Origin of the sequence: Selenomonas sp. oral taxon 149 str. 67H29BP (assembly GCF_000146365.1) — a bacterium.
Taxonomy (GTDB): domain Bacteria; phylum Bacillota; class Negativicutes; order Selenomonadales; family Selenomonadaceae; genus Centipeda; species Centipeda felix.
Genome location: NZ_GL397087.1, coordinates 1,656,868 through 1,683,677, shown reverse-complemented (window position 1 = coordinate 1,683,677; position 26,810 = coordinate 1,656,868). Strand labels below are relative to the sequence as shown.

Sequence of the window (26,810 nt, the reverse complement as noted above, 5' to 3'; positions counted from 1 at the left end):
GCCGAATTTATCAGTGCTTCCCTAGCATAAAGGGGAATGAACATGACACAGAAGAAGACGTCGCGTCTGCGCACCGCCATCGCCGCGCTCGCCGCCGCAGGCCTGATCGCGGCACAGATGCCGCACGCCGCCGCCGAATCCATCCACGACAACCCGCTCTACACGGGGATGGGCATCCTGGTCGACCGCGGGCAGGAGCCGTCCGCCGCCGTCCATGCGGCACCGCTCGCCCTCGTCAAGACCGCAGGGAAATGGGGCGCCGTCTCGACGACGGGTGCCGCCGTGATCGCAGCGGAGTACGATGAGATACGTCCCTATGCAGAGGGCTATCTCCTCGTGCGTCAGGGAAAGAAATGGGGCGTGCTCCGCGCGGACGGCAAGCAGGTCGTCCCCGCCGCCTATCGTCACATCGAGGAGCTGACAGAGGATCGCATCGTCGTACAGGATGCGGACAAGAAATGGGGCTGCTATGGGACGGACGGCACGCTGATCCTCCCCGTCGTCCACCGCGACATTGTCCCCTATCATAACGGCGCCGCCCTCGTGCAGGGCACGGACAAGCGATGGAGCTTTTACCGCGCGGACGGCTCGCGCCTGACGGAGAAGTCGTACGCCTATGCGGGTATCTTCTCCGAGGGGCTGGCGAGCGTCATGGAGGACAAGAAGCACGTCGGCTTCATCGACAAGACGGGCGCAGAGGTGATCGCGCCGCAGTACGCCTCGGCGAGCATTTTCTCCGAGGGACTGGCCGCTGTCGAGGTCGGGGGCAAGTGGGGCTTTATCGACAGGACGGGCACGATGGTGATCGCGCCGCAGTATCGGGACATCCCCACGGGATTCAGCGAGGGGCTCGCCGCCGTGCGCGGGAAGAAGGGGCTCGCCTACATCGACAAGACGGGCACGCAGGTCTTTGCCGCGCCGTACGACAGCGCACTGCCCTTTCATGACGGGCTCGCCGAGGTGCGCCGCAAGGTAAAATCGACGAACTTTCTCGGCGCGGTGTTCACCATCGTCGCCGGCACAGCAGGCCAGTACATCTATGACCCGCTCATGCTCGACGATGAGAATGTGAAGCGCGGCTACATCGACAAGACGGGCACGATGATCGTCTCGATCAAGAACGACTACAACAGCACATTCGTTGACGGCACGGCACTCGTCAAGGTAAAGAGCCGCTGGGGCTGCGTTGACCGCACGGGGGCATATCTCGTTCCCGCAAACTACCGCATGATGCGCCGCTTCTCCGAGGACCGCGCCGCCGTGCAGGATACGGCAGAGCTGTGGGGCTACGCGGCAAAGGACGGCAGTGTTGCCATCGCGCCCACGTACAATGCCGTACAGGACTTTCACGAGGGACTGGCCGCCGTCGTCAAGGGCGGAAAGCCGTTCTTCATCGACAAAACGGGGCGCGTCCCCTTCCTCACGCCGAGCACAGTGACGGAGCTCGGCAGCTTCGCCGCAGGGCTTGCGCCCGCCAAGGTCGGCGACAAGTGGGGCTACATCGACCACAGCGGCAGTATGGTAATCGCACCGCAGTACGAGGACGCGGGCATCTTCTTTGGCGCTCCGGCGAAGAAATAAGGGCTCTGGCGGATTTTTAGGGAAACACTGATAAAACAGTCTCTCAGATTGGCGTAGATTTTTTCGTCCGAACGAGGTGGGAAACCGGACGCAGAGTGGTGCTCTGTGGAGGATTTTCCGCCGAAGTGCGGGCAAAAAAGATGCGCTGGGAAGTACTGATAAAATAAAGTCCGTCGAATTGGTGCAGATTTTTTGTCCTGTCAAGGAGACAAACCGGACGCATAGCAGAGGCTATGTGGAGGATTTGTCGACACAGACAGGGCGAAAAAGATGTACTAAGACGGCGGTGCTGAGTTTATCAGTATTTCCCTAAGATGGTTGTACCGAATTTATCAGTGCTTCCTTAGCACAGCAAATGAAAAAGCACGGCTTTATCGCTAAGCCGTGCTTTTTGATTGTCTCCGCCGCCCTGCCTCACTCCAAAAGGTGTGGATCGATGATAATGCGGCGCACGCCATGCCGGCGGAACTCCTCGGCGAGCTCCTTCGTGGTGAGGCTCATCAGCGCCAGCGAGGTGGCGAGCACCATCTTTTTCATGTGGACGCTCCCGTCGTAGAAAAATGACCGGCTCACCGTCCCGTCGTGCAATACGATCTGCATCTTGCCCGTATGCGAGACGGGGCTGCGCACCCAGTGATGGGTAAAGCGCACCTCACGGATCTGATCGAGCGCGTATGTCTTCTCGTGCATCCCCGGGAAGGAGTAATAGTATACGGTCAGGCGTCCGTTCTCAAAATGGAGGAATTTTTTGGTCGCTCCGCCGCTCAGCCCGCGGTACATCGACCACAGCGCTGCGCCGCATGCCACCACGCCGAACAGAATCAGGACAAACATCGATGTCGTCATCTTTCGCCATACCTCCTAGGGAATACCTATGACCGAATCACTTTGACCGTCATGATAGCATCGACGGATTAGAATGATCTAACGAAAAAACACGGTCTTGCCGTCTGCCGTGCTTTTTTGATTAATCCAACCGCCGCCGTTCATCGCGCCGATGGAAAAGTGATGCGTGAAGCGCTGTGGAGGATCGCAGGAAAAACTGGAGAAGCCCCCCTGTGCCCTATGCAGGAAAGCGCGTCTTTTCCGCGAAATAGAACAAAATGAAACGATTGCGCCATGACAAAGGAGAACGAAATGACACGGATGAACATGACACGCCTGTGCGCCGCCATCGCCGCGCTCAGCACCGCCCTCCTCCTCAGCACGGGCATCGGACAGGCGGCAGAAAATCCGCAGGAGGAGCTGTCCTCCGCCGTCATCATGACGAACACCGCACGTACCGTATTCCAAGTACAAAAAAACGGAAAATGGGGTTCCATCACTGCCGATGGAACGGAGGTCGTCCCCCTTGTGTATGACAGCATCGTCACCTATGCGGAGGGTTATCTCATCGTCCAGAAGAACGGCAGACTAGGCATCATCCGTACCGACGGCACGCAGATCGTCCCCGCGTCCTACGTGAATATCAAACCGCCGATGGATGACATCATCGTCGTACGCGACGAGAAGGGCAATGTCGGTGCATACGACCTCAGCGGAGCACTGCTGCTGCCGGCCGCATACGCGTCAATCCAGCCGATGGGACGCGGCATTCTCTGCATCGGTGAAGAGTATCATCAATACCATCTCTGCCGCCGCGACGGGAGCCGCCTGACGGATGAGATATTCTACAGCGTTGAGCCATTCTCCGAGGAGCGTGCCGCTGTCATCCGAAAGAAGGGGGAGCCGTACGGCTACATCGACGAGACGGGCAATATGGTCATCCCCCCATCGTACGATCGCGCAGAGCCATTCCACGAGGAGCGTGCCGCCGTCAATATTGACAAGAAATGGGGCTTTATCGACAGGAGTGGTACGATGGTGATCGCGCCGCAGTTTCGCAAACTGGGCCATCCGAAAGGATTTCATGAGGGGTATGCCTTGGTCATGAAAGGAAAAAAGATCACCTACATCGACAAGACAGGAAAGACGCCGTTCAAAATGCAGTGGTCCAACGCCCGCTCCTTCTATGACGGGCTTGCCGAAGTGTCCCATTCCCGTGATACAAGAACACTGGCCGATTTGGGTTTGGCAGTGAAAAGCGCGCTCTCTCTTGCCGCAGGAGCGCCGCTCTATGAAGATGACGGCAGCATCATCGACGATGGGGCTCGACGCGGGTACATCAATACCTCCGGCACGGAGGTTATCCCATCCACGAACGACTATACCACCATGTTCAAGGACGGCATCGCCCTCGTCAAGGTGCATGGACAATGGGGTGCCGTCGATCGAAGTGGTACCTATATCGTCCATCCAAAGTACAGCAAGATGCACTATTTCTGCGATGATCTGGCCGCTGTGTGCGACGGCAGGAAGTGGGGCTACGTCGGCAGGGACGGCATCATGCACATCCCTCCTGCCTACGATGAAGCAGACGATTTCCATGAGGGGCTCACGCGCGTACGTGCGGCAGACGATGTCCTCATTATTGACAAGACCGGACAGATTGCCTTTCATCTTCCTGCGGGGCTGGAGTTCCCGTGGCATTTCTCCGCCGGAATTGCCCCGATCATAAAGGACGGCAAGTGGGGATTCATTGATCGGAGCGGCAGCATTGTCGTCTCCCCACAGTATAGTGCGGTACTGCTATACGACGTGGTGTGGATGATGGGATCGTCAATGTACTACAGCGGATAAAAGGCACGGCAGGGATGCAGAAGTCTCGATCTGATCTGACTGATCCATGCTCCCCCATACACAAAACGACCTCTCACACATTCCACTGGGTGAGAGGTCGTTTTGGCAATGTTATGATGTTATAACGTATTGCTGATGTGTTCCGTGCGTTCGGCCGCCCCCTGCGGTGTCAACGATGCGAGCATTGCAGCGGCGGACTGTGCTGCACCGGGCAGATAGGTCGCCTGCTCCGCGATGAGCGCCTTGCTCGGAGTGAGACGATTGCCGTGTGTCGTTGTCTCAGAAATGAGACGCGCTCCCTTGTAGGCGCGGGTAACAACGGACCCATCCGCGAGCACACGCGTGACAATCGTATCCGGCTCGCTGTTCTCGGGGTTTTGGAGTTCCGCTTCTGCCGCATCGCGTTCTTCCTGCAGGATACGCGCAAAAGTGTCGCCCGTATCCTCGCCGAGATGCGTGGTGCGGCGCACAGGAGTCGGTGCTGCAATACCTCGCCCGACATATATTTTATCGAATTTCATATTCTTCCCTCCTTTCGCGCTCCCTGCGAGATAGTAACCTCCTATCACTGTTATCGGAATGACGCAGAGATTCTTAAGTAGATTCAGAAACTTTAGTTAAATCCTAAGGAATTGTCACGTCCATGTAACAAAACGCGTATTGTTTCACAGATGGAAAACAGAGAAAGTGGGGCGGGAGAGACACAGCGACCTCCCGTCCGCATAGGATAGGAGGTCAGCTGTATGGATCAGTCGGATGATACCGCAGTGCCAATGAGTGCCGCGATGCCCTGTGCACCCTGCGCTGCGTGCGAGTCAAGCAGGGGGTTCTGCGCCGCATCCTCGTCAAGCTTCAGCTGCTCGACACGCTCGGAGATGAGTGCCTTGCCCGCCTCGGGGTTCGTCCCGGGCGTCGTCGTCTCAGAGATCAGCGTCGTTCCCTTATAGATCTGTGTGATGACTGAGCCGTCCGCGAGCACGCGCGTGACGACGGTATCGCCCTCAAGGTCCTCACGTCCATAGCTGTTGACGGGCTTGGCCTCGCGCATGTTCTGCAGCATCCGTGCAAATGTGCCGGAGGTGTCCTCCTTCGCACGGGTGCGCCGCGCAGATGATGCGGGCACTGCTGCGCCGCTGCCATAGATTTTCTCAAGTTCCATTTCAATCCCTCCCTTCTTGCATCCTGTGCTGTACGATTGTCCTTACCATTTCTATCGGAAAAAAAGTTCCCTTTCTTAACAAATCTCCTTGAATCCCCGTATGCTGTCCGATGGTATAGAATCGTGCAAAAAAGGAGCCGATGAAATGGGCGAACGGCTTTCCTTTGCCTCGGGCTATATGGAGGGAACGCACGCGGGACGTGGAGCGGCTGACTGCGGTGTTATAAAGAAAAAATCCGCTTGCATCGGAGCAGGCGGGCTGTTATAGTAAGCATAGAAAGAACCGTCCTTGACGGCATCTTTCCAAGGCTGCTTAATATTCTTTCGAATAACCGCTCACTCGGTCAAAAGCTGGGCGGTTACTTTTTTTATCGCTAAAATATAGCCTGTGGCAGCGACCAACAAGAGAATCGCACCGATTTCAGACATATCCGCTCACCCCCTTTCGGGGGAAAGACACCGCCGCGGAATTGCTCCCGCCCAGGACGTTTCAATGATATGACAGCACAGTCGAATCTAAGGGAACACTGATAAATTCAGCACCGCCATCTTAGCACATCTTTTTTGTCCGCTTTTCGTTAGCAAATCCTCCACATAGCTTTGGCTATGCGTCCGGTTTGCTGCCTCAATCGGACGAAAAAATCTGCGCCAATCTGACGGACTTCATTTTATCAGTGTTTCCCTAAAGCACAAACATATTTTCGCCCTTGGATCCATCGCGTCCAAGGGCGTTTTATATGACCGACCGCTTGAATTTCCGCACGGCGGTGCCGAAGAAGACGAGGATAAAGAGGGCGAGAAAGGCGGTCTGCTGATAGAGCGCCGTGAGGCCGCCGCCCTTGAGGAAGATCATGCGCAGGATCTCGATGTAGTGCGTCATGGGGATGGCAAGGCTGAGGTATTGAAAGAACACGGGCATGGCCTCGCGCGGGAACATGAAGCCCGAGAGGAGAACGCCCGGCATGAGGGTCGCGATGCTCATGAGGCCTGCCTGCAGCTGGTTCTGCGCGAGCGATGCGATCATGAGCCCCATCGTGAGCGAGGCGAGCAGGAAGAGGGTCGTGAGCGCATAGAGGAGCAGGATGCTCCCGCGCAGGGGCACGCCGAAGACCGCAAGGGCGATGAGGACGCAGATCGTCGTCTGAATGTAGCCGAGGATGATGTAGGGCAGGATCTTGCCGATGAGCAGTTCCCATACATGCAGCGGCGTTACAAGAAGCTGCTCGAGTGTGCCCGCCTCGCGCTCGCGCACGATGGACATGGAGACCATGACCACCATGGTGATCGAGAGAATGATGCCCATGAGCGCGGGCAGCATGTAGTACGAGGTGACGGCGTCGGGGTTATACCACGCGCGGATGCGCACGTCGTAGGCAGGCGCAGCCACGGGCGCCCCGCGCACAGCGACGGGCTGCACCCGCATGCCAAGCCCCGTCAGGGCGGCGATGGCAGAGGTCGAGGCGATGGAGTCCGAGGCGTCGACAATCGCCTGAATCGGCACGGTGCGTCCGGCATTCGCCTCCTGCACGAGATCGGGCGGGAAGACGACGCCGATCTTTGCATCGCCGCGCTCGATCCGCTCGTTCAGCTCATCGTAGCTCCACGCGATATAGCGCAGGTCAAAATAGCCGCTTGCCGTCATCGCCGCAAGGAAGCTGCGGCTCTCCTCGCTCCGCGACTGATCAAACACGACCGTGGACTGGTGCCGCACGTCCGTACGGATGGCAAAGCCGAACACAACGAGGTAGATGACGGGCAGGAGGAAAGTCACGCCGATCGTGATCGGGTCGCGCCGCATCTGAATGAGCTCCTTCGCGAGCAGTGCAAGAATGCGCGTCATCCCTGTGCCTCCCTCTGCCGCCGGTCGTAGTAGATAAAGACGTCCTCCATCGTGAGATCCCACGGTGCCGCGTGCAGCTGCTCCGGCAGCACAGTCTCCCGCGGAACGAGTGCACGCACCTGCCGTCCGAATACATAGACCTCATCGCAGGGCACACCCGCCGCCCGCAGCGCCGCCGCCCCCTCCTCCGCACTGTCCTGCGGCAGGACGTAGAGCCGCGCGGGCAGCTCCTCCTTGAGCGCAGACGGCGAACCGGAGGCGATCTTCTTCCCGCGCTGCAGGAAGGCAATCTCATCGCAGTGCTCCGCCTCATCCATAAAATGTGTCGTGACAAAGATCGTCGTCCGCTCCGTGCCCGCCATCTCCGAGAGCAGGTTCCAAAAGAGCCGCCGCGAGGTCGGGTCAACGGCGGAGGTCGGCTCGTCGAGCACGAGGAGCGCGGGACGGTGGAGAATGGCGCAGCCGAGCGCAAGACGCTGCTTCTGCCCGCCCGAGAGGCCGCCCGCGAGCACGTCGGCGCGGTCCGTGAGCTGCATCCGTGCGATCACCTCCGCGACGCGCGTGCGCCTCTCCTCCCGCGACAGACCATAGAGCCCGCCGTAGAACATCATGTTTTCACGAACGGTCATATTCGCATAGAGGCTGAACCGCTGCGACATGTAGCCGAGCGCCTGCCGCGCGCGCTCCGGATGCACGGCGGTATTGCAGCCGAGCACGAATGCCGTGCCGCTCGTCGGCGGGAGGAGCCCGCAGATCATGCGGATGGCCGTGGACTTCCCCGATCCGTTCGAGCCGATGAAGCCGTAGATCGCCCCGCGCGGCACGGAGAGATTCAGACGGTCCACCGCAGTGTAGCTGCCGAATACGCGCGTGAGGTCGTGCGTCTCGATCACGGGCGCATCGTCCGCGCGCGGCTCACGTTCCATTCCGGGGCTCCAAGTCCACATCCGCGGGCATGCCGGGCTTTAGAATGCCCGCGGCATTATCCACCGCGACCTTTACACCAAAGACGAGGTTCGCGCGCTCGTTCTTCGTGATGCTCTGGCGCAGGGTAAACTCCGCCGCATCGCTGATCTCCTTGATCGTGCCGTCCAAAGGCTCCGTCTGTCCGTCGATGTAAACCTTCGCCGGATCCCCGATGCGCAGATCGCCGAGCACGTCGGTTGGCACATAGACCTTGACCCAAACGTCCTGCGGGTCGATGAGCGTTGCAATCGGCGTGCCCGCACGGACAAACTCGCCCCGTTCATAGTTCTTTGACAGGACGATGCCGTCCTTCGGCACGCGGACCGTGAGATCGCTGACTGCAGAGGCGTCGATTTCGAGGATTGCCTGCTGGCGCCGCACATCCTCCTCCGCCATGCGGATATCCTCGGGACGGCTGCCGCTCTCCGTGAGCGCCTGTTCCTGCTGTGCCGCGCGCAGGTTCGCATTCGCCGCGTCGCGCGCCTCGCGCAGTCCGTCAAATGCCTGTTGGGAGATTGCTCCGCCCGCGATGAGCTCCGCGCCGCGCGCATAGTCGGCATCTGCTTTCTCTGCGGCAGCGCGTGCGGCATTCGTCCGCTCCGCCGCCGCGCGAATCTCCTCCGCACGGTTGCCGCTCTGTGTCCGCTGGAGGCTCGTCTCGGCATGAGCGAGCGCCGCCTCATCGCGCAGAACTGCGGCGTCCAGATCACGCCGGCCGATGCGTGCCGCTGGATCGCCGGCACGCACCGTCATCCCTTCCTGCAGAAAGAGCTCCTCGATGCAGCCGCTCTCCTTCGTGCTGACCTCCACCCGCGTCGCCTCGACCGTCCCCGTGAGGAGCTGCGCACGCAGCTCCTGCGCCGCGTATTCGCGATGAGCAAATACGGCGAGCAGGATAAGCGCGAGAAGGAGCAGAACGATCCGTGCCATCTTCATCTTCATGCAGCGCTCTCCTTTCCGCAAAATCATATAATCTTATACAGTATATCATTGGCGTGCGCTCAGAGGAATTGATATGCGATTAAAATGGTCTGGTGCTCCGCAGTGTCTTCAAATTTGTCTCCTGTGATTCGAATACAAACATAGTTTCACTCAAAAAGAGCCTATCCGCAGACAGGCTCTTTCTTTTGATCTGAAATTACGATGTGCGCCGCGCCCTCTCGAGGTATACGAGCAGGACGGAGATGTCGGCCGGAGAAACGCCGCTGATGCGCGACGCCTGTCCGATGGAGCGCGGGCGGACGGCGGAGAGTTTCTCTGCTGCCTCGAGGCGCAGGCTTGTAACTGCCGCATAGTCGAACGCCGCGGGGATGCGCCGTGCCTCGAGGCGCTCCATGCGCGCGATCTGCTCCTCCTGTTTCCGTATGTAGCCGTCGTAGCGCGCCGTGATCTCGACCTCCTCGCGCACGTCGTCGGCAAGCGGCGGGAGGTCAAAGACGGCGGCGAGTACACGGTAGTCGCCCTCGCGCGCGAGCAGGGCAAAGAGGGTCATGGGCGTCCGCAGCGGAGAGATGCCCGCGCCTGCGAGCAGCGCCTCCGTCTCGGCGCTCGGGCTGAGCCGCCGCTCCCGCAGGAGACGGAGCGCCGCATCGATCGCGCCGCGCTTTGCCGTAAAGCGCGTCCAACGCGCATCCGAGACGAGTCCGATGCGGCGTCCGATGGGCGTCAGCCGCAGGTCGGCGTTGTCCTGCCGCAGGACGAGACGGTACTCGGCGCGGCTCGTCATCATGCGGTACGGCTCCTCTGTTCCCTTCGTCACGAGGTCGTCGATGAGAACGCCGATGTAGCCGTCGCTGCGCCGCAGGATGAGCGGCTCCTCTCCCATGCAGGCACGCGCAGCGTTGATGCCCGCAACGAGGCCCTGTGCCGCCGCCTCCTCGTAGCCGCTCGTCCCGTTCGCCTGTCCCGCAGAGTAAAGCCCTGCGATCTCTTTGACCGCGAGGCTCGCCTCCAGCTGCAGCGGGTCGAGGCAGTCGTACTCGATGGCATAGCCGGGGCGCATCATGCGTGCATGGTGCATTCCCGGGATGGTGCGGAGAAACTCCTCCTGCACATCTGTCGGCAGACTGGTAGACATACCCTGTACATATATTTCATTGGTATGCAGTCCCTCCGGCTCAAGAAAGAGCTGATGCCGCTCCTTGTCGGGGAAACGCGCGATCTTCGTCTCGATCGAGGGGCAGTAGCGCGGACCGATGCCCTCGATCACCCCGTTTGCCATCGGCGCACGGTGCAGATTTGCACGGATGACGGCATGGGTCGCCTCGTTCGTGTAGGTAAGGTAGCAGGGGGTCTGCGCGTCGGGCATCGTATCCGTCAGGAAGGAGAAGGCAGGTGCATCAGTGTCACCCTCCTGCAGTGCCGTCTCCGCGAGGTCGAGTGTGCGGCGGTCAACGCGCGCGGGCGTGCCTGTCTTGAACCGCATGAGGCGAAGCCCTGCCGTGCGCAGGGAGTCCGAGAATGCCATGGCAGGACGCTGGCCGTTCGGGCCGCCGTCATAGATCGTCTCGCCGAGGATGATGCGCCCGCGCAGATAGGTCCCCGTCGCGAGGATGACGGCGTGTGCCGTCAGGCGTTCCCCCGTCTCGCAGACGACGCCGGTCACACGCTTTTCTCCCGTGCTCTCCTCCGTGATGAGCTCCGTTACGAGCAGCTGGCGCACGTCGAGGTTTTCCGTGTTCTCGAGCGTCTCCTTCATGATGCGCTGATAGAGGAACTTGTCCGCCTGCATGCGCAGGGCATGGACGGCAGGTCCCTTGCCCGTGTTCAGCAGGCGCCGCTGGATGCTCGCACGGTCCGCCGCGAGCCCCATCTCGCCGCCGAGCGCGTCGATCTCGCGGACGAGGTGGCTCTTGCCGGGGCCGCCGACCGACGGATTGCACGGCATCATCGCGATGTTGTCGAGCGAGAGCGTAAGGATGAGCGTTCGCCTCCCCATGCGTGCCGCGGCAAGCGCCGCCTCGACGCCCGCATGCCCCGCGCCGATCACGATGATATCATAGTTTGTATTGCTGCTCACGAATATACTTTCCCCTATTTTTATAACATAAATCTGATTTTATTTGTGTTATGTTTACTTCCCGATGCAGAACTCGCTGAAGATGCGGTCGATCAGGTCGGTATCGACGGTCTCGCCGAGGATCTCGCCGAGCGCGTCGTAGGCGGCACGCAGGTCGATGGAGACGAAGTCCGTCCCAAGGTCTGCGGCGAGGGTCTCTGCCGCCGCCGCGAGATGCGTCTCTGCGCGGCGCAGTGCCTCGATCTCGCGCTCCTTGTTTGGGAGCGCCCCATCGCTGAGGTCGCCCTCCTGCCGAACGATGTGCGCGGCGATCTCCTCCCGCAGGGCATCAAGCCCCGTGCCCTCCTGCGCCGAGATGCGGAGGACGGGCGCAGCGACGGCGGCAAAGTCCTCCGCACTCAGTACGGAGGGGCGATCCTCCTTGCTGCAGAGGATGATGGTATCTGCCGCTGCCGCCGAAAGGCGCGCAAGGAGCGCGTGATCCTCCGCGGTCAGCGGCTCTGACGCGTCAAAGACGGCAAGGATCAGCTCTGCATCCATGAGGTGCTGCTCGGTGCGTGCGACGCCGATCTGCTCGACCGCATCCTCTGCCGCGCGCAGTCCTGCCGTATCGAGAAGCCGCAGGGGGATACCCGCCACGCTGATCTCCTCCTCGATGACGTCACGCGTCGTGCCCGGCACATCGGTAACAATGGCGCGCTCCATGCCGAGGAGAGCGTTGAGGAGGCTCGATTTGCCGACGTTCGGACGGCCGACGATGACGGTCTTGACCCCATCGCGCAGGACGCGTCCCGTATCCGCGCCCGCAAGCAGACGGCGGACGGCGGCAGAAGCGGCGTCGATCTCCGCGGCAAGGCGTTCGGCGGAGGCCGCGGGAATGTCGTCCTCAGGGAAGTCGATCCCTGCCTCGATGTGCGCAACGGCACTGAGAATCTGTGTGCGGATGTCCGTCACTGCATGGGAGAATGCACCTGCGAGCCGCTCCCGTGCGGCATGCGCGGCGCGTGTGCTCTTTGCCGCGATCAGCTCCATGACGCTCTCGGCGCGCGCGAGGTCAAGCCGCCCATGGAGAAAGGCGCGCTTCGTGAACTCTCCCGCCTCTGCGGGACGCGCGCCCGCCTCCCATGTCCTGAGGAGCACCTCGCGCAGGACGACCGCGCCGCCGTGGCACTGCAGCTCTGCCGTATCCTCGCCCGTATAGGAGTGCGGCGCACGCATATAGAGGAGGATGCACTCGTCGATCACCGTGCCGTCCGCCGCGACGATGTGTCCATAGCGCGCCGTATAGGGCGCGATGTCACCGAGCGTGCCGCCCGCCGCAGGCCGAAAGACGCGGCGCGCAACGCCGAGCGCATCCTCTCCGCTCACGCGGATGATGCCGATGCCGCCCGCGCCGTGCGGGGTCGCGATCTGGCTGATGGTGTCCTCGGTCATGACACGCGCCCTTTCTATCATTATTTGATGAACTGTGCAAAAAAAGGCTGCTGCACGAAGGTTCCCTCCGTATAACAACCCTATAAGTATCTGCATCAAAATTCTACATCAAAACATTACGACGGCATACTCCACGCAAACACCTCGTTGCACAAGCGGGCGTGCGCTTGTACGCTTATGATCAGCGATTCCCTAGGAGCATTGCCGTCCCCATTTCTCAGTGGAGCGAGGCAGTCACTGTTCGTACGCCTCATAGCCGTCCTCGCTGCGGCCGTAGCGGCGGCGCTTCGGGACGATGACGACGTAGCGGCGCGGATTCTCGCCCGCGCTGTAGGTCGTGACACGGCGATTGTCCTGCAGTGCCATGTGGATGATCTTGCGCTCGTGGCGGCTCATCGGCTCGAGGTGGATCTCCTCGCCGATGCGGCACGCCTTGTCCGCGAGATGTCCCGCGAGGCGGATGAGCGTCTCCTCGCGGCGGGCGCGGTAGTCCTCCACGTCGAGGATGATCCGTGCAAAGCCCGTCTCCGGGATTTTGTTCACGACGAGGTTCGTGAGGTACTGGAGCGCGTCGAGCGTCGCACCATGCTTGCCGATGAGGATGCCGAGGTTCTCCCCGTGCATGTTGAAGATCGTGCCCGTGGGCGTATCCGCGCGGTTCAGTGTGACGGAGAGTCCCATCGCGGCAAAGATCTTGCCGAGGAAGCCCTCTGCCGCCGCCGCCATCTCATCGGTGAGCGGGAGGAGCGGTACGTCACTGCGCTCGCGGCGCGGGCGCGGCGGATAGCCGCCCTCACGCTCGCGCGGCCCCTCGTAGCGCGGACGCGCATTGCCGTAGCCGCGCGGCGCGTCGTCCCGTGCAGGACGCTCTCGCCGCGGGGCAGGTTCGCGCCGCTCGGTCTCCATGCGCGATCCATCGCCTGCCGCAGCGCGGCGTGCGGAGGAGCGCAGATCAGTGTGGTAGCGCTTGGCGCGCGGGTCGAAGCCGTCGTCCTCGCTGCGCGCGGGCGCACTCTCCTCGCGCGGTGCAGCGGTGATGGTCGGCGGCGGCGGGGTCGGGATCTCCTGATGATGCGGACGGATGATGGGACGCGTCGTGACGCGGATGCGCGCCTCGCGTTTGCCCCAGAGCCCGAGGAAGCCGCCCGACGGCTCCTGAATCACCTCGTAGGTGACCTCCTCGCGGCCGCAGCCGAGTTTTTCCAGTGCTGCTGCGAGGGCATCCTCGACGGTCTTGCCTGTCGTCTCGATGATCTCCGCCATTACGCCGCCCCCTTTGCCGTCTTGTCCTCACCGCGGTACATCCACCACTGCTGGGCGATCTGGACTACGTTCATCGTGACCCAGTAGAGGACGAGTCCCGATGGGAAGGTGAGGCTGATCCAGCCGATGAAGAGCGGCATGACGGTCATCATGATCTTCATCTGACCCGTCATCTCACTGGAGGTCATTTTCTGCTGGAGGAAGGTCGTCGCCGCCGAGAGGACGGGGAGGATGTAGTAGGGATCCGGCTCGCTCATGCTCGGCAGCCAGAAGAACGCCGCCGCCTCCGCGCTCGGGAAGGTAAAGTTAAAGAGCGCGTAGTACATGCCCATGAGGATCGGCATCTGTACGAGGAGCGGCAGACAGCCGGCGAGCGGGTTAACGCCCGCCTCGCGGAAGAGCTCGCCCGTCTTCTGCTGGAGCATCTGCGGGTCGTGCTTGTATTTTTCTTGGATTTTCTTCATCTTCGGCTGGATGTCCTGCATCGCCTTCATGGATTTCACCTGCTTGACGGTGAGGGGATAGGTCACGAGCTTGATGAGGATGGTCAGAAGGATGATGGGAAAGCCGTAGCTCTCAAGTCCTGCGGCACTGGTAACGCTGTAAAACGCACCAAGGATCACCTGCAGGATGTGGATGATGGGCGCAAACAGATTGCTGAAAAATTCGATCAAGGATAGTTCCTCCTACGATTGGGACGTTTGGTAGTCGAAGTCGTCTGTATTTCGGATGTTCGGAATCGTTTCGTTACGGTACGGGGTCATAGCCGCCCCGATGAAAGGGGTGACAGCGCAGGATGCGCCGCAGTGCCATCCACCCGCCGCGCCATGCGCCGTAGCGCGTGACCGCCTCCAAGGCATACGCTGAGCAGGTCGGGTAGTAGCGGCAATGCGGCAGAAAAAGCGGCGAAATCGCCGCGCGATAAAAGCGGATGAGGAAGAGCAGCAGGCGTTTCATCCGTGCTCCCTCCGATGTTTTTCCGATGCGCCGTCAGCAAAGATCCCCGCACGGCGGATGAGGCGGCGCAGGTCCTCGGCGGCGTCCTGCATCTTGCCGTCCGCGAGTCCCGCGCGCCCGATGAGGAGGATCCCCACATCGCCGCGCAGCTCATGCTGCAGACAGCGGTACGCCTCGCGCAGGAGGCGCTTCGTGCGGCTGCGCACGGCGGCACAGCCCAGTTTTTTCCCGGCGGCAAAGCCGACCTTTCCCGCGACACGCGGGTCGCGCAGGACATAGAGGATCATGCTCCGCCCCGCGACCGAGCGCCCCTTTTGATAGACGCACTGAAAGTCGCTGCGGCGCTTGATCATCCTGCTGCGCGGCAGTGTATATCTTTTCTGTTCCATATTCGTAAAAAAGAGGCCACCTGCGGTGACCTCCTGCCCAAAGTCCAGCGATATTACGCCGAAAGTTTCTTTCTTCCGCGCTGACGCCTTCTCTTGAGTACGAGGCGGCCGCCTTTCGTCTTCATGCGCTCACGGAATCCATGCGTCTTTTTTCTCCAATGATTGTTCGGCTGAAATGTTCTCTTCACCTCTCGTCACCTCCTTTTCTGCTGCAACGCGCGGCACATACCGCCGCGCAGGTAGTCTCGCGTGTGAATCAGGTCACATTATAGACGAAAAAACGCGCGTATGTCAAGGCACACGGGCATGATTTCGCCCTTTTTTTGGTGGATAAGACCAAAGCACCTGTTGATAAGTCCGCTTTTTTTTGATAAAATATCTCTTGGTTCATTGTGGAAAACCTGTGAAAACATCGTGCATAATTTTCGATCTTCACGGATTACCTAGCGTTTCACATCGGAAGAGTTATCCACAAGTGTGAATAACTCTGTTGATAACAAATTTTTACGAAGGGACAAAATTGTATGTCCGAAGAAAAGAACCTCGCCGACCTGTGGCAAAAAGTGCTGGATAAGACCAGCGGAATCATTCACGAAGACGCAGTAAAGAAGTGGATTTTGCCCATTGTGCCCGTTTCACTCAACGATAAGGAACTGCTGCTTGCCGTTGGCGAAGATATCCAGAAGCAATACGTAGAATCACGTCTGGGTGCACTGTTCGGTGATGTCATACAAAAGGCGCTCGGTGCCGGCTATACGTTCCGGATCGTTATTGATCCGGCGGCAGCATCCCAGAAAGAGCCGCCTGCGGCGAAGGAAATCCCGGTGGAACCCGCCATGGCAGAGGAGGCCGCCGCCGGGCATATCGCCGCGAACGAGCAGGCGACATACCCCACGCAGGGCAGTCTCCCGCTCACGCCGCCCGAGACGCATACGCCGGCGCCGGACGACGCGACGACGCTCAACCCGAAGTATACCTTTGAGGCGTTCGTCACAGGTCGCTCGAACCAGTTCCCCTACGCCATGGCAAAGGCCGTCGCTGACGCGCCGGGGCTCCCCTCGCACAACCCGCTCTTCATCTACGGCGGCGTGGGGCTCGGCAAGACGCATCTCATGCACGCGGTCGGCCACAAGATCCTCGCCGACGATCCAAAAAAACGCGTCCTCTATATCGCGAGCACGGACTTTACGAATGAATTCATCCGCTCCATCCGCGAGAAGAATATGGACGCATTCCGCGAGAAATACTACCATATCGACGTGCTGCTGATCGACGATATCCAGTTCTTTGCGGGGCAGGAGCAGACGCAGACGGAGTTTTTCCAGACGTTCAACAAGCTGCGCGACAACGGCAGCCAGATCATCCTGACCTCGGATCGCCAGCCGCAGGATGTCAAGGGGCTCGAGGATCGTCTGATCTCGCGCTTCGCAGGCGGTGCGCCCGTCGATATCCAGCCGCCGGAGTTCGAGACACGCGTCGCGATCCTCCAGAAAAAAGCACAGAGCGAGGACGTCGATATCCCCGCCGATGTGGTGACCTATATCGCGAGCCGCGTGGACAGCAACATCCGCGAGCTCGAAGGTGCCCTCACGCGCCTCATCAAATACGCCTCCATGATGCGCATGCCGATCGACGAGACGACCTGCGTCGCTGCGCTCGGCAACTATCTGCGCGGGGAGAAGGGGCGCCGCATCACGATGGAGATGATCGAGCGCATCGTCTGCACGCATTTCAAAGTGACGAGCGAGGACATCCGCTCCTCGAAGCGCAGCAACGACATCGCCTATCCGCGCCAGATCGCCATGTATCTCTGTCACGAGATGACGGAGGTATCGTGGCCGACGATCGGCGGCTTCTTTAACCGCGACCACTCGACGGTCATCCACGCGCACAAGAAGATCCAGAGTCTCACAGAGAGCGATCCTGCAACCGATGCACTCATCAAGTCGCTCTCCATCCAGATCCGCGGGATTTAACGAATCGCTGATCCGTCGCGCCGAATCGATCCGTGCTTCTTCTACCCCATCGACCGTACGTCCCCTGTGGACAACACTGTGCAGGAGACGTCTCATGACATGTGGACGTACTGTGGAAAAATGACTCATCCACTACCGATCTGTTTAAATTGTGGATAAGTCAGGCATAACTCGGCCTCAATTATCCACAGGCACAGGCCCGCCACAACTAGAGATTTTCCCATTTTCCACATATCCACAGCGCCTACTACTACCGTTACTATATTTATATACATCACGTGGCCATCGAAAACCCCACGCCGCACAGAAAGCGAAAGGACTCATCATGAACATCACCCTGCCCAAGAGCGACCTGATCGCCGCGCTGCAGATCGTCAGCAAAGGCCTCTCGACCAAGCCGCAGACCCCGATTCTCTCCGGTGTCTACATGAACGCCAGAGAAGGACAGCTCGAACTCCAGACCACGAACTATGAGCTGGGCTTTATCGTCACCATTCCCGCCGAGATTCACGGCACCGGCACCGCCGTTCTCCCCGGAAAGTATCTCACAGAGTTCGCACGCAAACTGCCTGCTGAGGAGGTCTCGATCAACACGGAGAGCTCCGACGGGCTCGCCGAGATCCGCTCGGGTACGGTACGATTCACCCTGCGCACGATGGAGGTTACGGACTTCCCTGTATTGCAGCGTATGGACGGGACGCTGCAATTTACCATCAAAGATCGTGTCCTTGCACGTCTCGTCAAAAAATCTGCCTTTGCCTGTCTCAAGGAGGAGCAGCGCGACCGGCGTCCGATCTTCACGGGCTGCCAGCTCGAGGTCGAGGGACGCGAGGTCACGTTCGCTGCGACGAACGTCCATCGTCTCGCGGTCAAGAGCGAGCAGCTCGAGGAGGAGGCAGGGCAGATCCGCGTCATCATCCCCGCACGCTTTTTAGAGGAAGTAACACGGACAATGAACAGCGATGTGCCGTCTGATGTCCATGTGTCGTGTTCCTATAATCAGATCAGTGTATCGTTCGACAACATCTATATGACCTCGCGGCTCATTGAGGGCGCATTCCCCGACTATCGCCGCGTCATTCCGCAGGATGCGAATATCCGCACGAAGGTGACGCTCGATGTCGCGGCATTTTCGGCCGCCGTCGATCGCGCCTCACTCATTGCGCGTACGGATCAGTACAATATCGTGAAACTGCGCTTTGCGGACGGGATGATGTGCATCTCCTCGAACAGCCCCGAGATCGGTGAGGCGGAGGAGACGATCGCGGCGCAGGTCGAGGGCGATGATGTGACGATCGCGTTCAACGCCTCCTATCTGATGGATGCGATGAAGTCGCTTGACAGCGATACGTGCATTCTCTCTTTGCAGGGCTCAAACGAGCAGGGGGTCAACCTCTCGCCGATCACGATCCGCGAGGAGGCCGATCCGAACTATATCTATGTGGTAACGCCTGTGAGGACGCACTGACGTAATGGATATCGCGATTCATACCGATACGATCCAGCTGGATCAGTTTCTGAAACTGGCGGGGGCCGTGGCGAGCGGCGGCGAGGTCAAGTCACTCCTCGCAGAGGGCATGATCCTGCGCAACGATGTGCCGGAGACGGCACGGCGGCGTAAGCTCGTCCCCGGTGATGTCATTACGATTGATGGCAGTAATACATACCGCGTCGTGCGCGTGTAACGATGCAGATCACAGAGCTGACGCTGCGCAGCTATCGCAGCTATGAGACGCTGCACCTCGCGTTCGACCCCGGGGTGCAGATCTTTCTCGGCGCGAATGCACAGGGCAAGACGAATATCATCGAGGCGCTCTACTACGCCGCCTTTGGACGCTCCCATCGCACATCGAGCGATGCGGAGCTCATTCGCGCGGGGGCAGACGGTGCACACATCGGTCTTTCGTTTCGGCGGCACGATGTGCCGGGCGAGCTCTCCTTTACCTTTGCCCGTGGGGCGCGGCGGCGCATTACCTACGCAGGAGAGAGTCTGCGCCAGCGCGACCTCGTCGGTCTCCTGCCGATGGTGCTCTTTTCCCCCGAGGATCTCTTTCTCGTCAAGGGGGCGCCGGCGCTCCGCCGACGCTATCTCGATGCGGAGCTCTCGCAGGCGAGTCCCGCCTACTACGGTGAGCTCCTGCGCTATACGCGCATCCTGAAGCAGCGCAACGCCGTGCTGAAGGATATCCGCGAGCGTCTCGCCGCACCGGACGATCTCCCTCCGTGGGATGCGCAGCTCGCAAGGAGTGCCGCCTACATCGTGACGCGTCGTATCGCGGCAGTCGCTCAGCTCGGTGCGCTCTCCGCGCGCGTGCAGGCGGTGCTCGCGGCGGGCGAGGAGCTGACGCTCGCCTATGAGATCGCAGGCGCGGGGGCAGAGGACTTTGCCGAAGACGACATGACAGAGTCACTCCATCTATGGTATAATAAGATGCTATGCGAGGGGCGTGCGCGCGATATTGCGCGGGCGGCGACGGGCGTCGGCCCGCATCTCGATGATCTCGTCCTGCGCGTCGGCGGCATGAGCCTCAGGAGCTATGGCTCGCAGGGGCAGCAGCGTACGGGCGCGCTCGCGCTGAAGCTCGCGGAGCTCTTTTACCTGCAGGAGAATATCGGCGAGGCGCCGATCCTCCTCCTCGATGATGTGATGAGCGAGCTCGATGCCGACCGCCGCCGCGCCCTCCTCGACTTCATCCGCCACGAGCACATCCAGACCTTTATCACGGCGACCGATGCGGCGTATTTCCCCGCAGAGAGTATGGGGACATATCGGTATGTGGAGGCGGGGACGGTGCGGGAGAGTTAAGGAAGCACTGATAAATTCAGCACCATCATCTTGACGCATCTTTTTTGCCCGTACTTCGGCGGAAAATCCTCCACAGAGCACCACTCTGCGTCCGGTTTTCCACCTTGTTCGGACGAAAAAATCTACGCCAATCTGACGGACTTCATTTTATCAGTGATTCCTTAAGGATTCGCATAGATTTTCCGTTGATGTGTGGAGAAGATGCGTCAATGTCATGCAGCGGAATGTATCCATGTTGCCTTAGCCTCCCCCGTACGATACGGGGGAGGGGGACCGCGCAAGCGGTGGAGGGGGCGCCATGGACGTATGGGATACCCAATCCGATGTATCGATGCGGGATTGACACAGAGGAGGAAGAGACGTGCGTACAACACTTGGCACGGCGGGTGCGGGCGACGATGTGCGCGCCGCGATTCGTCGCCTCGGCCCCTCCTTTGAGCGCGACTACATCACGCACACGACCCTCTCCCACTGGCCGGATATCATGGGGGAGATGGTCGCACGCCGCGTGCGTGCCGTCGCGGTGCGCGACAAGAAGCTCTTTCTCTATGCGCCCGATGCGGTCTGGAAGAACGAGATGCGCATGAGTGCGCCAGAGATCGTCCAGCGCGTCAACAACTACGCAGGCGGACGCATGGTGACGGAGATTGCCTTTGCACGGACGATGCGCCCCGCTCTGCAGATGCCAGACGATGCCGCAGCGGAGACGCCTGCCGCCTATCGGCGTGCGCTCGCACAGACGGGACTGTCGGACGCCGAGATCGCACGCGGGGCGTCGCTCGCCGCCCGAATTGAGGACAGCGACCTGCGCACGCACATTGAGCGCGCGTATCTGACGACGCGCAAGGCGCGGCACCTCAAGGAGGCACGGGGGCTCACCCCCTGTCCTGTCTGCGGACGGTTCGTCAGCGGTGCCTGCATGGACTGCCGCCGCAGCGAGGAGCGCGGCCTGCGGCGCGAGGTACGTGCCATCCTGCGGCGTGAGCCGTGGGCAACGCTCGCGGACATCACGCGGCGGATCCCATCGGCGGATGCACTCATGGTCGGCAGTGAGCGTGCCGACCTCATCCGCAGCATTGCGGGACGCACGGAGTACACGGCACAGGACAGCGAGAATGCGCGCCTCCTCACCATGCTGCACCGCGGCCTGCCGCCCGAGCAGGTCACACCGAAGAAGATACAGATCACCTTCTGGGAACTGCGCAACGAGCTCATCACCACGCGTGAGTTCTGGGAAGAGATGAAAAAACGCAGGGCGAAGAAATCGTAGGGGGTGACACCCATGATTCTCAGTATTGATGAAATCCGTGATAAAATCCGCCCCATCTGCGAGAAATACAAAATTGAAAAGGTATGGCTCTTCGGCTCGTATGCACGCGGCGAGGCGCGTGAGGACAGCGATGTTGACTTTCATATGAAAGTTCCTAAGGGGATAGGGCTGTTTGGGCTCGGTGGTATTTATGCAGACCTCGAAGAAGCCCTGGGCAAAGAAATTGATCTGATTACGAGAATCCCGGAGGAGAATAAAATCTTCAAGAAGTACGTCGAAAGGGAGGAGATACTTCTTTATGATCGTCAGCGAGAAGGATGCGCAGATCCTGCAAATTATCGTAAAGCATTGTGATGAGATTATAGAAATTTCTCGTCTTTTTGGAAAATCAAAAAAAGAATTCATAGAAAACTATGCATATCATAGTTCTTGCTCTATGCTGATTCAGACCATCGGAGAGGTTGTAAAAAAAATCTCGTCAGATTTTCTTGAGAAAGTTCCTGGAATTCCATGGAAAGATATTAAGAAAATGAGAAACTTGTTCGCGCACGATTACGACCATAGCCTTGATTTTGAAATTGTTTGGGATACGATTGAACAGAATATCCCAATTCTTAGGGAGGTTTGCGCCCATATCCTGAAAGAAAATAACTATGAGATCATTCGTGTAAAATCTCTGAAATTCCCTAAATAAGAAGTTCAATAGCCCCAAGGAGGACATAATGGCAAAGAAAAATAACCCAAATGAAACGACGGACGAGCAGGCGGAGATCCGTCCGCTGACCCCCGAGGAGGCAAAGGAAGCCGCTGAGATGGCAGATGCGCCCGATCTTACGGGTATCGCGATCTCGGAGGAGGAGATGGGCGATGAGGTGACCGCCGTCGACGCCGACTACGGCGCGGGACAGATCCAAGTCCTCGAAGGACTGGAGGCGGTACGCAAGCGTCCCGGCATGTACATCGGCTCGACATCAGAGCGCGGCCTGCATCACCTCGTTTATGAGGTCGTGGACAACTCCATCGATGAGGCGCTCGCGGGTTACTGCGACACGGTCGGCGTCACGATACACAAGGACAACAGCATCACCGTCACGGACAACGGACGCGGCATCCCCGTCGATATGCACGAGAGCGGCATGCCCGCCGTCGAGGTCGTTCTGACCGTTCTCCATGCGGGCGGTAAATTCGGCGGCGACGGCTACAAGGTCTCCGGCGGTCTGCACGGCGTCGGCGTCTCCGTCGTCAACGCCCTCTCCACGGAGATGGACGTCGAGGTGCGCCGCGACGGGAAAATCTTTGCGATCTCCTTTTCGCGCGGCGTCACCACGACGAAGCTGCACGAGATCGGCACATCTGATACAACGGGCACGCGCGTCCATTTCGTCCCCGACCCCGAGATCTTCACCGTCACGACCTACAGCTTTGACACGCTGAAGCATCGCCTGCGCGAGCTCGCCTTCCTCAACCACGGCATCACGATCACCCTCACCGACGAGCGCGGCACCGAGGTGCGCAGCGAGACCTTCCACTTTGACGGCGGCATCCGCTCCTTCGTCTCCCACCTCAACCGCAAAAAGGAAACGATCAACGAGGAGCCGATCTACTTCAACGGCGTGAAGGACGATATCGTCGTCGAGATCGCCATGCAGTACAACGACAGCTATCAGGAAAATATCTACAGCTTTGTCAATAACATCAACACCGAGGAGGGCGGCACGCATCTCGCGGGCTTCAAGATCGCCCTCACGCGCGCGGCGAACGACTTTGCGCGCCGCCTGAACGTGTTGAAGGACAAGGACGGCAACCTCTCGGGCGAGGACGTGCGCGAGGGACTGACCGCCGTCATCAGCCTCAAAGTGCGCGAGCCGCAGTTCGAGGGGCAGACCAAGACAAAGCTCGGCAACTCCGAGGTGCGCGGCATCGTCGACTCCATCGTCACCGAGGGGCTCACGGAGTACTTCGAGGAGAACCCCGCCGTCACGAAAAAGGTGCTGGATAAGGCGCTGATGGCGTCGCGCGCCCGCGAGGCGGCACGCAAGGCACGTGAGCTGACGCGCCGCAAGAACGCGCTTGAGGTCTCCAGCCTCCCCGGCAAGCTCGCGGACTGCTCCGTCAAGGATCCCGACCAGTGCGAGATCTATATCGTCGAGGGCGACTCGGCAGGGGGTTCTGCGAAGCAGGGACGCGACCGAAGGTTCCAAGCGATCCTCCCGCTGCGCGGCAAGATCCTCAACGTGGAGAAGGCACGCCTCGACAAGATCTTTGCCAATGCCGAGATCCGCACGATGATCACGGCGTTCGGCACGGGCATCGGCGAGGAGTTCGACCTCGCGAAGCGGCGCTACAGCAAGATCATCATCATGACCGATGCAGACGTGGACGGCGCGCATATCCGCACGCTGCTCCTCACATTCTTCTACCGCTACATGAAGCCGCTCGTCGACCACGGGCACGTCTACATCGCGCAGCCGCCGCTCTATCAGATCCGCAAGGACAAGAAGCATTTCTACACCTACTCCGACGATGAGCAGGCGAAAAAGCTCGACGAGATCGGGCGCGACGGCGTGACCATCCAGCGCTACAAGGGACTCGGCGAGATGAACCCCGAGCAGCTCTGGGAGACGACCATGAACCCCGAGGGGCGCACCATGCTGCAGGTCGGCGCAGAGGACGCCGAGGCGGCAGACGAGCTCTTCACCATCCTTATGGGCGACAAGGTCGAGCCGCGCCGCCAGTTCATCGAGGAGAACGCGAAACTCGTACGAAATCTGGATATTTGAGTTAGGGAAGCACTGATAAATTCGGCACAACCATCTTGACGCATCTTTTTCGCCCGCTTTTCGTTAGCAAATCCTCCACATAGCCCCCGCTATGCGTCCGGTTTGCTGCCTCAATCGGACAAAAAATCTACGCCAATCTGAGAGACTGTTTTAGCAGCGCTTCCCTAGAAATTGATAGAGAAAAATCCCCTTGACGCCATGTGTGTCAAGGGGATTCTGTTGCGTATGTTCCTGTGCTATACTAAATGTAAGCACTGTCGAAAGGGCGGTCGAATCTTGCCCCCCGGAAAGGGGGCGATTGGTATGGGAACCTATGAGTTCTTAACATTTCTCGTTGTGTTCACTGTGCTGATCATGTCGGTTAAACGATAAAAGAGAAAACCCCGCCTTGCGTCTACCAAACCCTGGCGGGGAAGTCTCGCTCATTATGGGGGGCGACCGCTAGGCAGTGCCCTTTTGTATCTCTATTCTATCATCTGCACATAACGCCGTCAAGGATTTACATACGTTGTATTCTTTTGACGTATTTTATGATCTATATGGAGGAACTACGATGAAGCAATTTCTCGACCAACTCGCTGTGCCGCATGGGGACTGGACGGCGCTCTTCTCTGCCTGCCTCGGCAAGATGATCAGCGTTCAGCAAGCCTGTGCTGAGTACGTGGTGAAAAACGAGGACTGGAACGTCGATCTGGAGCGTGGCGTGATCAGCTTCGGCACGCGCGAATACCCGCTCCAGTTCATCGGCAGCGAGTCTGCATCGAGCGGCACATGGCTCTGGGGCTGGGAGAACATCAATGATTTCCCCGAAAAGATCATCCGCCTCGCGCGTGAGACGAGGGAGTTCGGTGCAGCGCAGCAGATCGAGGCACTGACGACGGACGAATTCGACCTGAACGATACCTATAACGGGCACAACCTCTCCATCGTTGCCTGCGGACTGGCGGACGGATACGCCTACTATCGCTGCCCGCATAACGGCGGCGCATTCTTCGTCGGTATCTCGGATGTGCCGGATGCGGTCTTTGATCCCGTTGACTTTCCACGTTTTATTTCGACGGTGTCACAGTGCATCCAGCAGTTCGATGTGGATCACCGCCTCCTGGTCGAGGGATTCCTGCGCTGGAATCAGACGCCGTACGAGTGGCACGGGTCACGCATCACGGCACATTTCACGCAGGATCTCATCATCGCCTTTGAGGATGTGGATGGAGCGCAACGCATCTCCACCATGCGGAGCATCTGACTCCGATCAGAAATCCCCTTGATGCAGCATGGCATCAGGGGGATTTATTTATGCCATATACGTGTTTCTGTGATCGTGTAGTTTTCTCAAAAGAAGATATTGTATCTATTGAAATTCTATTTTGTCTGTGGTATTTCTAGGGAATCGCTGATAAAACAGTCTCTCAGATTGGCGTAGATTTTTTGTCCGAACAAGGTGGAAAACCGGACGCATAGCAAAGGCTATGTGGAGGATTTTCCACCGAAGTGCGGGCGAAAAAGATGCGTCAAGATGGTAGTGCTGAATTTATCAGTGCTTCCTTAAGATGGTCGTGCCGAATTTATCAGTGCTTCCTTTACATTTCTCGTTGTGTTCACCGTATTGATCATGTCGGTTAAACGATAAAAGAGAAAACCCGCCTCATGCATCCAAACTGTAGGCGGGGTTCTCTGCCAAAAATGAGGGGCAGCCATCTATCCGGCAGTGCCCTTTTGTATCTCTATACTAACATCTGTGCGCCGCATCGTCAAGATTGCTGTGCGCTTTTTGCATACGAAACGGCTCTGTGTGACCGAAAGGACACGCAGAGCCGTTTTGCTGTCAATGCCGCACGCAGCATTGTGTGTGTTGGGACATCATGAACAATAGCATCAGAGACGCACTCATGGTTTCAATGCCGCACGCAGCATTGTGTGTGTCGAGACAACTCTGTAAAGGTGAAGATTACCTTCACTGGAGAGTTTCAATGCCGCACGCAGCATTGTGTGTGTCGAGACGCTGTGTCCCGCAGCCCTTGTCCCGCGCGGGCTGAGAAGGCATTTTGGAAAGACGCGCTTTTTTGCGCCGTTTTTGGCGTCTGCGGATGAACTCTGCCCCGAAAAGTGGGGGAGCCATCGGCGCTGTCCCTTGTGCGGTGCGGGCTGCACCGTTTTGGAAAGACGAAACGGCGGAATGCGGCTTTGCGCCCGTGCCGGAGCACTTTCCATTTCCTTCTCTTCTTATCTTAAGATAGCACACGCTTCGTTCTTTTTCAATGACGTTTTTGCGTCGATGCAGAGAGGTCGGTAAAAAATATATTGTACCTATTAAAATTATATTTTATCTGTGCTATATTACTATTGTAATTAATGAAATTATAAAATAAAAATCAAATGGAGGGATTTATGATGAAAATTGCAGTTGTGGCATCCAATGGAAAGGCGAGCCGTGCGATTATTGAGGAGCTTGTGGCACGCGGACATGAGGTTACGGCGTTTGCACGTCATGAGAATCAGAGTGCGGCGAAGCATTTTGTGCAGAAGGTCATTCTAGGGAATCACTGATAAAATGAGGTCTGCCAGATTGGCGTAGATTTTTTCGTCCGAACGAGGTGGAAAACCGGACGCAGAGTGGTGCTCTGTGGAGGATTTTCCGCCGAAGTGCGGGCAAAAAAGATGCGTCAAGATGGTTGTACCGAATTTATCAGT

General features: G+C 58.9%; 28 protein-coding genes. 14 read left to right on the top strand and 14 right to left on the bottom strand.

Annotation, left to right across the window (positions count from 1 at the left end; genetic code table 11):
- The first annotated feature begins 42 nt into the window (after positions 1-42).
- Positions 43-1,581 carry a WG repeat-containing protein gene (locus HMPREF9166_RS07970; RefSeq protein WP_254655021.1) on the top strand — a complete coding sequence of 513 codons (1,539 nt, stop codon included), beginning with the start codon at positions 43-45 and terminating at the stop codon, positions 1,579-1,581.
- Between the two features lie 163 nt (positions 1,582-1,744).
- On the top strand, positions 1,745-1,894 hold the full coding sequence (locus HMPREF9166_RS13060; protein ID WP_071586104.1) for a secretion protein HlyD: 150 nt from the start codon (positions 1,745-1,747) through the stop codon (positions 1,892-1,894).
- 101 nt (positions 1,895-1,995) lie between these two features.
- Here the strand turns inward: HMPREF9166_RS13060 and HMPREF9166_RS07965 are convergent, their stop codons facing one another.
- Positions 1,996-2,427, bottom strand: coding sequence for a hypothetical protein (locus tag HMPREF9166_RS07965; RefSeq protein WP_009753486.1), 432 nt, complete (start codon positions 2,425-2,427; stop codon positions 1,996-1,998).
- Between the two features lie 291 nt (positions 2,428-2,718).
- On the opposite strand from HMPREF9166_RS07965, the gene HMPREF9166_RS07960 reads away from it, so the two are divergent.
- Entirely contained in the window at positions 2,719-4,260 is a 1,542-nt protein-coding gene (locus tag HMPREF9166_RS07960; protein ID WP_254655020.1) for a WG repeat-containing protein, read from the top strand.
- Between the two features lie 119 nt (positions 4,261-4,379).
- On the opposite strand, the gene HMPREF9166_RS07955 is transcribed toward HMPREF9166_RS07960, so the two are convergent.
- The 13 genes from HMPREF9166_RS07955 to rpmH all read right to left on the bottom strand — a co-directional run bounded on the left by HMPREF9166_RS07955 (position 4,380) and on the right by rpmH (position 15,475).
- On the bottom strand, positions 4,380-4,781 hold the full coding sequence (locus tag HMPREF9166_RS07955; RefSeq protein WP_009753484.1) for a hypothetical protein: 402 nt from the start codon (positions 4,779-4,781) through the stop codon (positions 4,380-4,382).
- Between the two features lie 227 nt (positions 4,782-5,008).
- Positions 5,009-5,419 (bottom strand): hypothetical protein, encoded by a 411-nt coding sequence (locus tag HMPREF9166_RS07950; RefSeq protein WP_009753483.1) that lies wholly within the window; start codon positions 5,417-5,419, stop codon positions 5,009-5,011.
- Between the two features lie 516 nt (positions 5,420-5,935).
- On the bottom strand, positions 5,936-6,049 hold the full coding sequence (locus HMPREF9166_RS13055) for a secretion protein HlyD (protein WP_083773714.1): 114 nt from the start codon (positions 6,047-6,049) through the stop codon (positions 5,936-5,938).
- 103 nt (positions 6,050-6,152) lie between these two features.
- Positions 6,153-7,259, bottom strand: coding sequence for an ABC transporter permease (locus HMPREF9166_RS07945; protein WP_009753481.1), 1,107 nt, complete (start codon positions 7,257-7,259; stop codon positions 6,153-6,155).
- Entirely contained in the window at positions 7,256-8,185 is a 930-nt protein-coding gene (locus tag HMPREF9166_RS07940) for an ABC transporter ATP-binding protein (RefSeq protein ID WP_009753480.1), read from the bottom strand. The genes HMPREF9166_RS07945 and HMPREF9166_RS07940 overlap by 4 nt, the downstream gene beginning before the upstream one ends.
- Positions 8,175-9,167: an HlyD family secretion protein gene (locus HMPREF9166_RS07935; RefSeq protein WP_254655019.1), complete on the bottom strand. Its 993-nt coding sequence runs from the start codon at positions 9,165-9,167 to the stop codon at positions 8,175-8,177. Before HMPREF9166_RS07935 ends, HMPREF9166_RS07940 begins: the two co-directional genes overlap by 11 nt.
- 196 nt (positions 9,168-9,363) lie before the next feature.
- Positions 9,364-11,244: a tRNA uridine-5-carboxymethylaminomethyl(34) synthesis enzyme MnmG gene (gene mnmG / locus HMPREF9166_RS07930; RefSeq protein WP_009753478.1), complete on the bottom strand. Its 1,881-nt coding sequence runs from the start codon at positions 11,242-11,244 to the stop codon at positions 9,364-9,366.
- A gap of 54 nt (positions 11,245-11,298) precedes the next feature.
- Positions 11,299-12,678: a tRNA uridine-5-carboxymethylaminomethyl(34) synthesis GTPase MnmE gene (gene mnmE, locus HMPREF9166_RS07925; protein ID WP_039981226.1), complete on the bottom strand. Its 1,380-nt coding sequence runs from the start codon at positions 12,676-12,678 to the stop codon at positions 11,299-11,301.
- A 234-nt stretch (positions 12,679-12,912) separates the two neighbouring features.
- The gene (jag, locus tag HMPREF9166_RS07920) at positions 12,913-13,941 is read right to left on the bottom strand and encodes an RNA-binding cell elongation regulator Jag/EloR (RefSeq protein ID WP_009753476.1); all 1,029 of its coding nucleotides are present in this window, start codon (positions 13,939-13,941) and stop codon (positions 12,913-12,915) included.
- A complete protein-coding gene (locus tag HMPREF9166_RS07915; protein ID WP_009753475.1) occupies positions 13,941-14,615 on the bottom strand; it encodes a YidC/Oxa1 family membrane protein insertase in 675 nt (224 codons plus the stop codon). Before HMPREF9166_RS07915 ends, jag begins: the two co-directional genes overlap by 1 nt.
- Before the next feature lie 73 nt (positions 14,616-14,688).
- The gene (yidD, locus tag HMPREF9166_RS07910; RefSeq protein WP_009753474.1) at positions 14,689-14,898 is read right to left on the bottom strand and encodes a membrane protein insertion efficiency factor YidD; all 210 of its coding nucleotides are present in this window, start codon (positions 14,896-14,898) and stop codon (positions 14,689-14,691) included.
- Positions 14,895-15,287 carry a ribonuclease P protein component gene (gene rnpA / locus HMPREF9166_RS07905; RefSeq protein ID WP_009753473.1) on the bottom strand — a complete coding sequence of 131 codons (393 nt, stop codon included), beginning with the start codon at positions 15,285-15,287 and terminating at the stop codon, positions 14,895-14,897. Before rnpA ends, yidD begins: the two co-directional genes overlap by 4 nt.
- 53 nt (positions 15,288-15,340) lie before the next feature.
- Positions 15,341-15,475, bottom strand: a complete 135-nt coding sequence (gene rpmH, locus HMPREF9166_RS07900) for a 50S ribosomal protein L34 (RefSeq protein WP_006305399.1) — start codon at positions 15,473-15,475, stop codon at positions 15,341-15,343.
- Between the two features lie 336 nt (positions 15,476-15,811).
- On the opposite strand from rpmH, the gene dnaA reads away from it, so the two are divergent.
- From dnaA to HMPREF9166_RS12540, 11 genes are all read left to right on the top strand, one after another.
- Entirely contained in the window at positions 15,812-17,263 is a 1,452-nt protein-coding gene (dnaA, locus tag HMPREF9166_RS07895) for a chromosomal replication initiator protein DnaA (protein ID WP_009753472.1), read from the top strand.
- 325 nt (positions 17,264-17,588) lie between these two features.
- Positions 17,589-18,731 (top strand): DNA polymerase III subunit beta, encoded by a 1,143-nt coding sequence (gene dnaN / locus HMPREF9166_RS07890; protein ID WP_009753471.1) that lies wholly within the window; start codon positions 17,589-17,591, stop codon positions 18,729-18,731.
- Positions 18,732-18,735: 4 nt separating this feature from the next.
- Positions 18,736-18,948 (top strand): RNA-binding S4 domain-containing protein, encoded by a 213-nt coding sequence (locus tag HMPREF9166_RS07885; protein WP_009753470.1) that lies wholly within the window; start codon positions 18,736-18,738, stop codon positions 18,946-18,948.
- 2 nt (positions 18,949-18,950) lie between these two features.
- Entirely contained in the window at positions 18,951-20,069 is a 1,119-nt protein-coding gene (gene recF / locus HMPREF9166_RS07880) for a DNA replication/repair protein RecF (protein WP_009753469.1), read from the top strand.
- Positions 20,070-20,430: 361 nt separating this feature from the next.
- Entirely contained in the window at positions 20,431-21,339 is a 909-nt protein-coding gene (locus HMPREF9166_RS07875; RefSeq protein WP_009753466.1) for a DUF721 domain-containing protein, read from the top strand.
- Between the two features lie 12 nt (positions 21,340-21,351).
- Positions 21,352-21,693, top strand: a complete 342-nt coding sequence (locus tag HMPREF9166_RS07870; protein ID WP_009753465.1) for a nucleotidyltransferase family protein — start codon at positions 21,352-21,354, stop codon at positions 21,691-21,693.
- Complete coding sequence (locus HMPREF9166_RS07865; RefSeq protein WP_009753464.1) at positions 21,638-22,033, top strand: DUF86 domain-containing protein; 396 nt, start codon at positions 21,638-21,640, stop codon at positions 22,031-22,033. The genes HMPREF9166_RS07870 and HMPREF9166_RS07865 overlap by 56 nt, the downstream gene beginning before the upstream one ends.
- Before the next feature lie 28 nt (positions 22,034-22,061).
- Positions 22,062-24,119 (top strand): DNA topoisomerase (ATP-hydrolyzing) subunit B, encoded by a 2,058-nt coding sequence (gene gyrB, locus HMPREF9166_RS07860; protein ID WP_009753463.1) that lies wholly within the window; start codon positions 22,062-22,064, stop codon positions 24,117-24,119.
- Positions 24,120-24,672: 553 nt separating this feature from the next.
- Positions 24,673-25,365: a DUF6882 domain-containing protein gene (locus tag HMPREF9166_RS07855; protein ID WP_009753462.1), complete on the top strand. Its 693-nt coding sequence runs from the start codon at positions 24,673-24,675 to the stop codon at positions 25,363-25,365.
- Between the two features lie 177 nt (positions 25,366-25,542).
- Positions 25,543-25,668 carry a secretion protein HlyD gene (locus tag HMPREF9166_RS13045; protein WP_071585461.1) on the top strand — a complete coding sequence of 42 codons (126 nt, stop codon included), beginning with the start codon at positions 25,543-25,545 and terminating at the stop codon, positions 25,666-25,668.
- Between the two features lie 839 nt (positions 25,669-26,507).
- On the top strand, positions 26,508-26,666 hold the full coding sequence (locus HMPREF9166_RS12540) for a hypothetical protein (RefSeq protein WP_371137023.1): 159 nt from the start codon (positions 26,508-26,510) through the stop codon (positions 26,664-26,666).
- Positions 26,667-26,810: the final 144 nt, after the last annotated feature.

Excerpts from the sequence above, each read along its gene's own strand:
- HMPREF9166_RS07970 (WP_254655021.1), top strand. The coding sequence starts at position 43 with ATGACACAGAAGAAGACGTCGCGTCTGCGCACCGCCATCGCCGCGCTC.
- HMPREF9166_RS07965 (WP_009753486.1), bottom strand. The coding sequence starts at position 2,427 with ATGACGACATCGATGTTTGTCCTGATTCTGTTCGGCGTGGTGGCATGC.
- HMPREF9166_RS07960 (WP_254655020.1), top strand. The coding sequence starts at position 2,719 with ATGACACGGATGAACATGACACGCCTGTGCGCCGCCATCGCCGCGCTC.
- HMPREF9166_RS07955 (WP_009753484.1), bottom strand. The coding sequence starts at position 4,781 with ATGAAATTCGATAAAATATATGTCGGGCGAGGTATTGCAGCACCGACT.
- HMPREF9166_RS07950 (WP_009753483.1), bottom strand. The coding sequence starts at position 5,419 with ATGGAACTTGAGAAAATCTATGGCAGCGGCGCAGCAGTGCCCGCATCA.
- HMPREF9166_RS07945 (WP_009753481.1), bottom strand. The coding sequence starts at position 7,259 with ATGACGCGCATTCTTGCACTGCTCGCGAAGGAGCTCATTCAGATGCGG.
- HMPREF9166_RS07940 (WP_009753480.1), bottom strand. The coding sequence starts at position 8,185 with ATGGAACGTGAGCCGCGCGCGGACGATGCGCCCGTGATCGAGACGCAC.
- HMPREF9166_RS07935 (WP_254655019.1), bottom strand. The coding sequence starts at position 9,167 with ATGAAGATGAAGATGGCACGGATCGTTCTGCTCCTTCTCGCGCTTATC.
- mnmE (WP_039981226.1), bottom strand. The coding sequence starts at position 12,678 with ATGACCGAGGACACCATCAGCCAGATCGCGACCCCGCACGGCGCGGGC.
- jag (WP_009753476.1), bottom strand. The coding sequence starts at position 13,941 with ATGGCGGAGATCATCGAGACGACAGGCAAGACCGTCGAGGATGCCCTC.
- yidD (WP_009753474.1), bottom strand. The coding sequence starts at position 14,898 with ATGAAACGCCTGCTGCTCTTCCTCATCCGCTTTTATCGCGCGGCGATT.
- rnpA (WP_009753473.1), bottom strand. The coding sequence starts at position 15,287 with ATGGAACAGAAAAGATATACACTGCCGCGCAGCAGGATGATCAAGCGC.
- dnaA (WP_009753472.1), top strand. The coding sequence starts at position 15,812 with ATGTCCGAAGAAAAGAACCTCGCCGACCTGTGGCAAAAAGTGCTGGAT.
- dnaN (WP_009753471.1), top strand. The coding sequence starts at position 17,589 with ATGAACATCACCCTGCCCAAGAGCGACCTGATCGCCGCGCTGCAGATC.
- HMPREF9166_RS07885 (WP_009753470.1), top strand. The coding sequence starts at position 18,736 with ATGGATATCGCGATTCATACCGATACGATCCAGCTGGATCAGTTTCTG.
- recF (WP_009753469.1), top strand. The coding sequence starts at position 18,951 with ATGCAGATCACAGAGCTGACGCTGCGCAGCTATCGCAGCTATGAGACG.
- HMPREF9166_RS07870 (WP_009753465.1), top strand. The coding sequence starts at position 21,352 with ATGATTCTCAGTATTGATGAAATCCGTGATAAAATCCGCCCCATCTGC.
- HMPREF9166_RS07865 (WP_009753464.1), top strand. The coding sequence starts at position 21,638 with ATGATCGTCAGCGAGAAGGATGCGCAGATCCTGCAAATTATCGTAAAG.
- gyrB (WP_009753463.1), top strand. The coding sequence starts at position 22,062 with ATGGCAAAGAAAAATAACCCAAATGAAACGACGGACGAGCAGGCGGAG.
- HMPREF9166_RS07855 (WP_009753462.1), top strand. The coding sequence starts at position 24,673 with ATGAAGCAATTTCTCGACCAACTCGCTGTGCCGCATGGGGACTGGACG.
- HMPREF9166_RS12540 (WP_371137023.1), top strand. The coding sequence starts at position 26,508 with ATGATGAAAATTGCAGTTGTGGCATCCAATGGAAAGGCGAGCCGTGCG.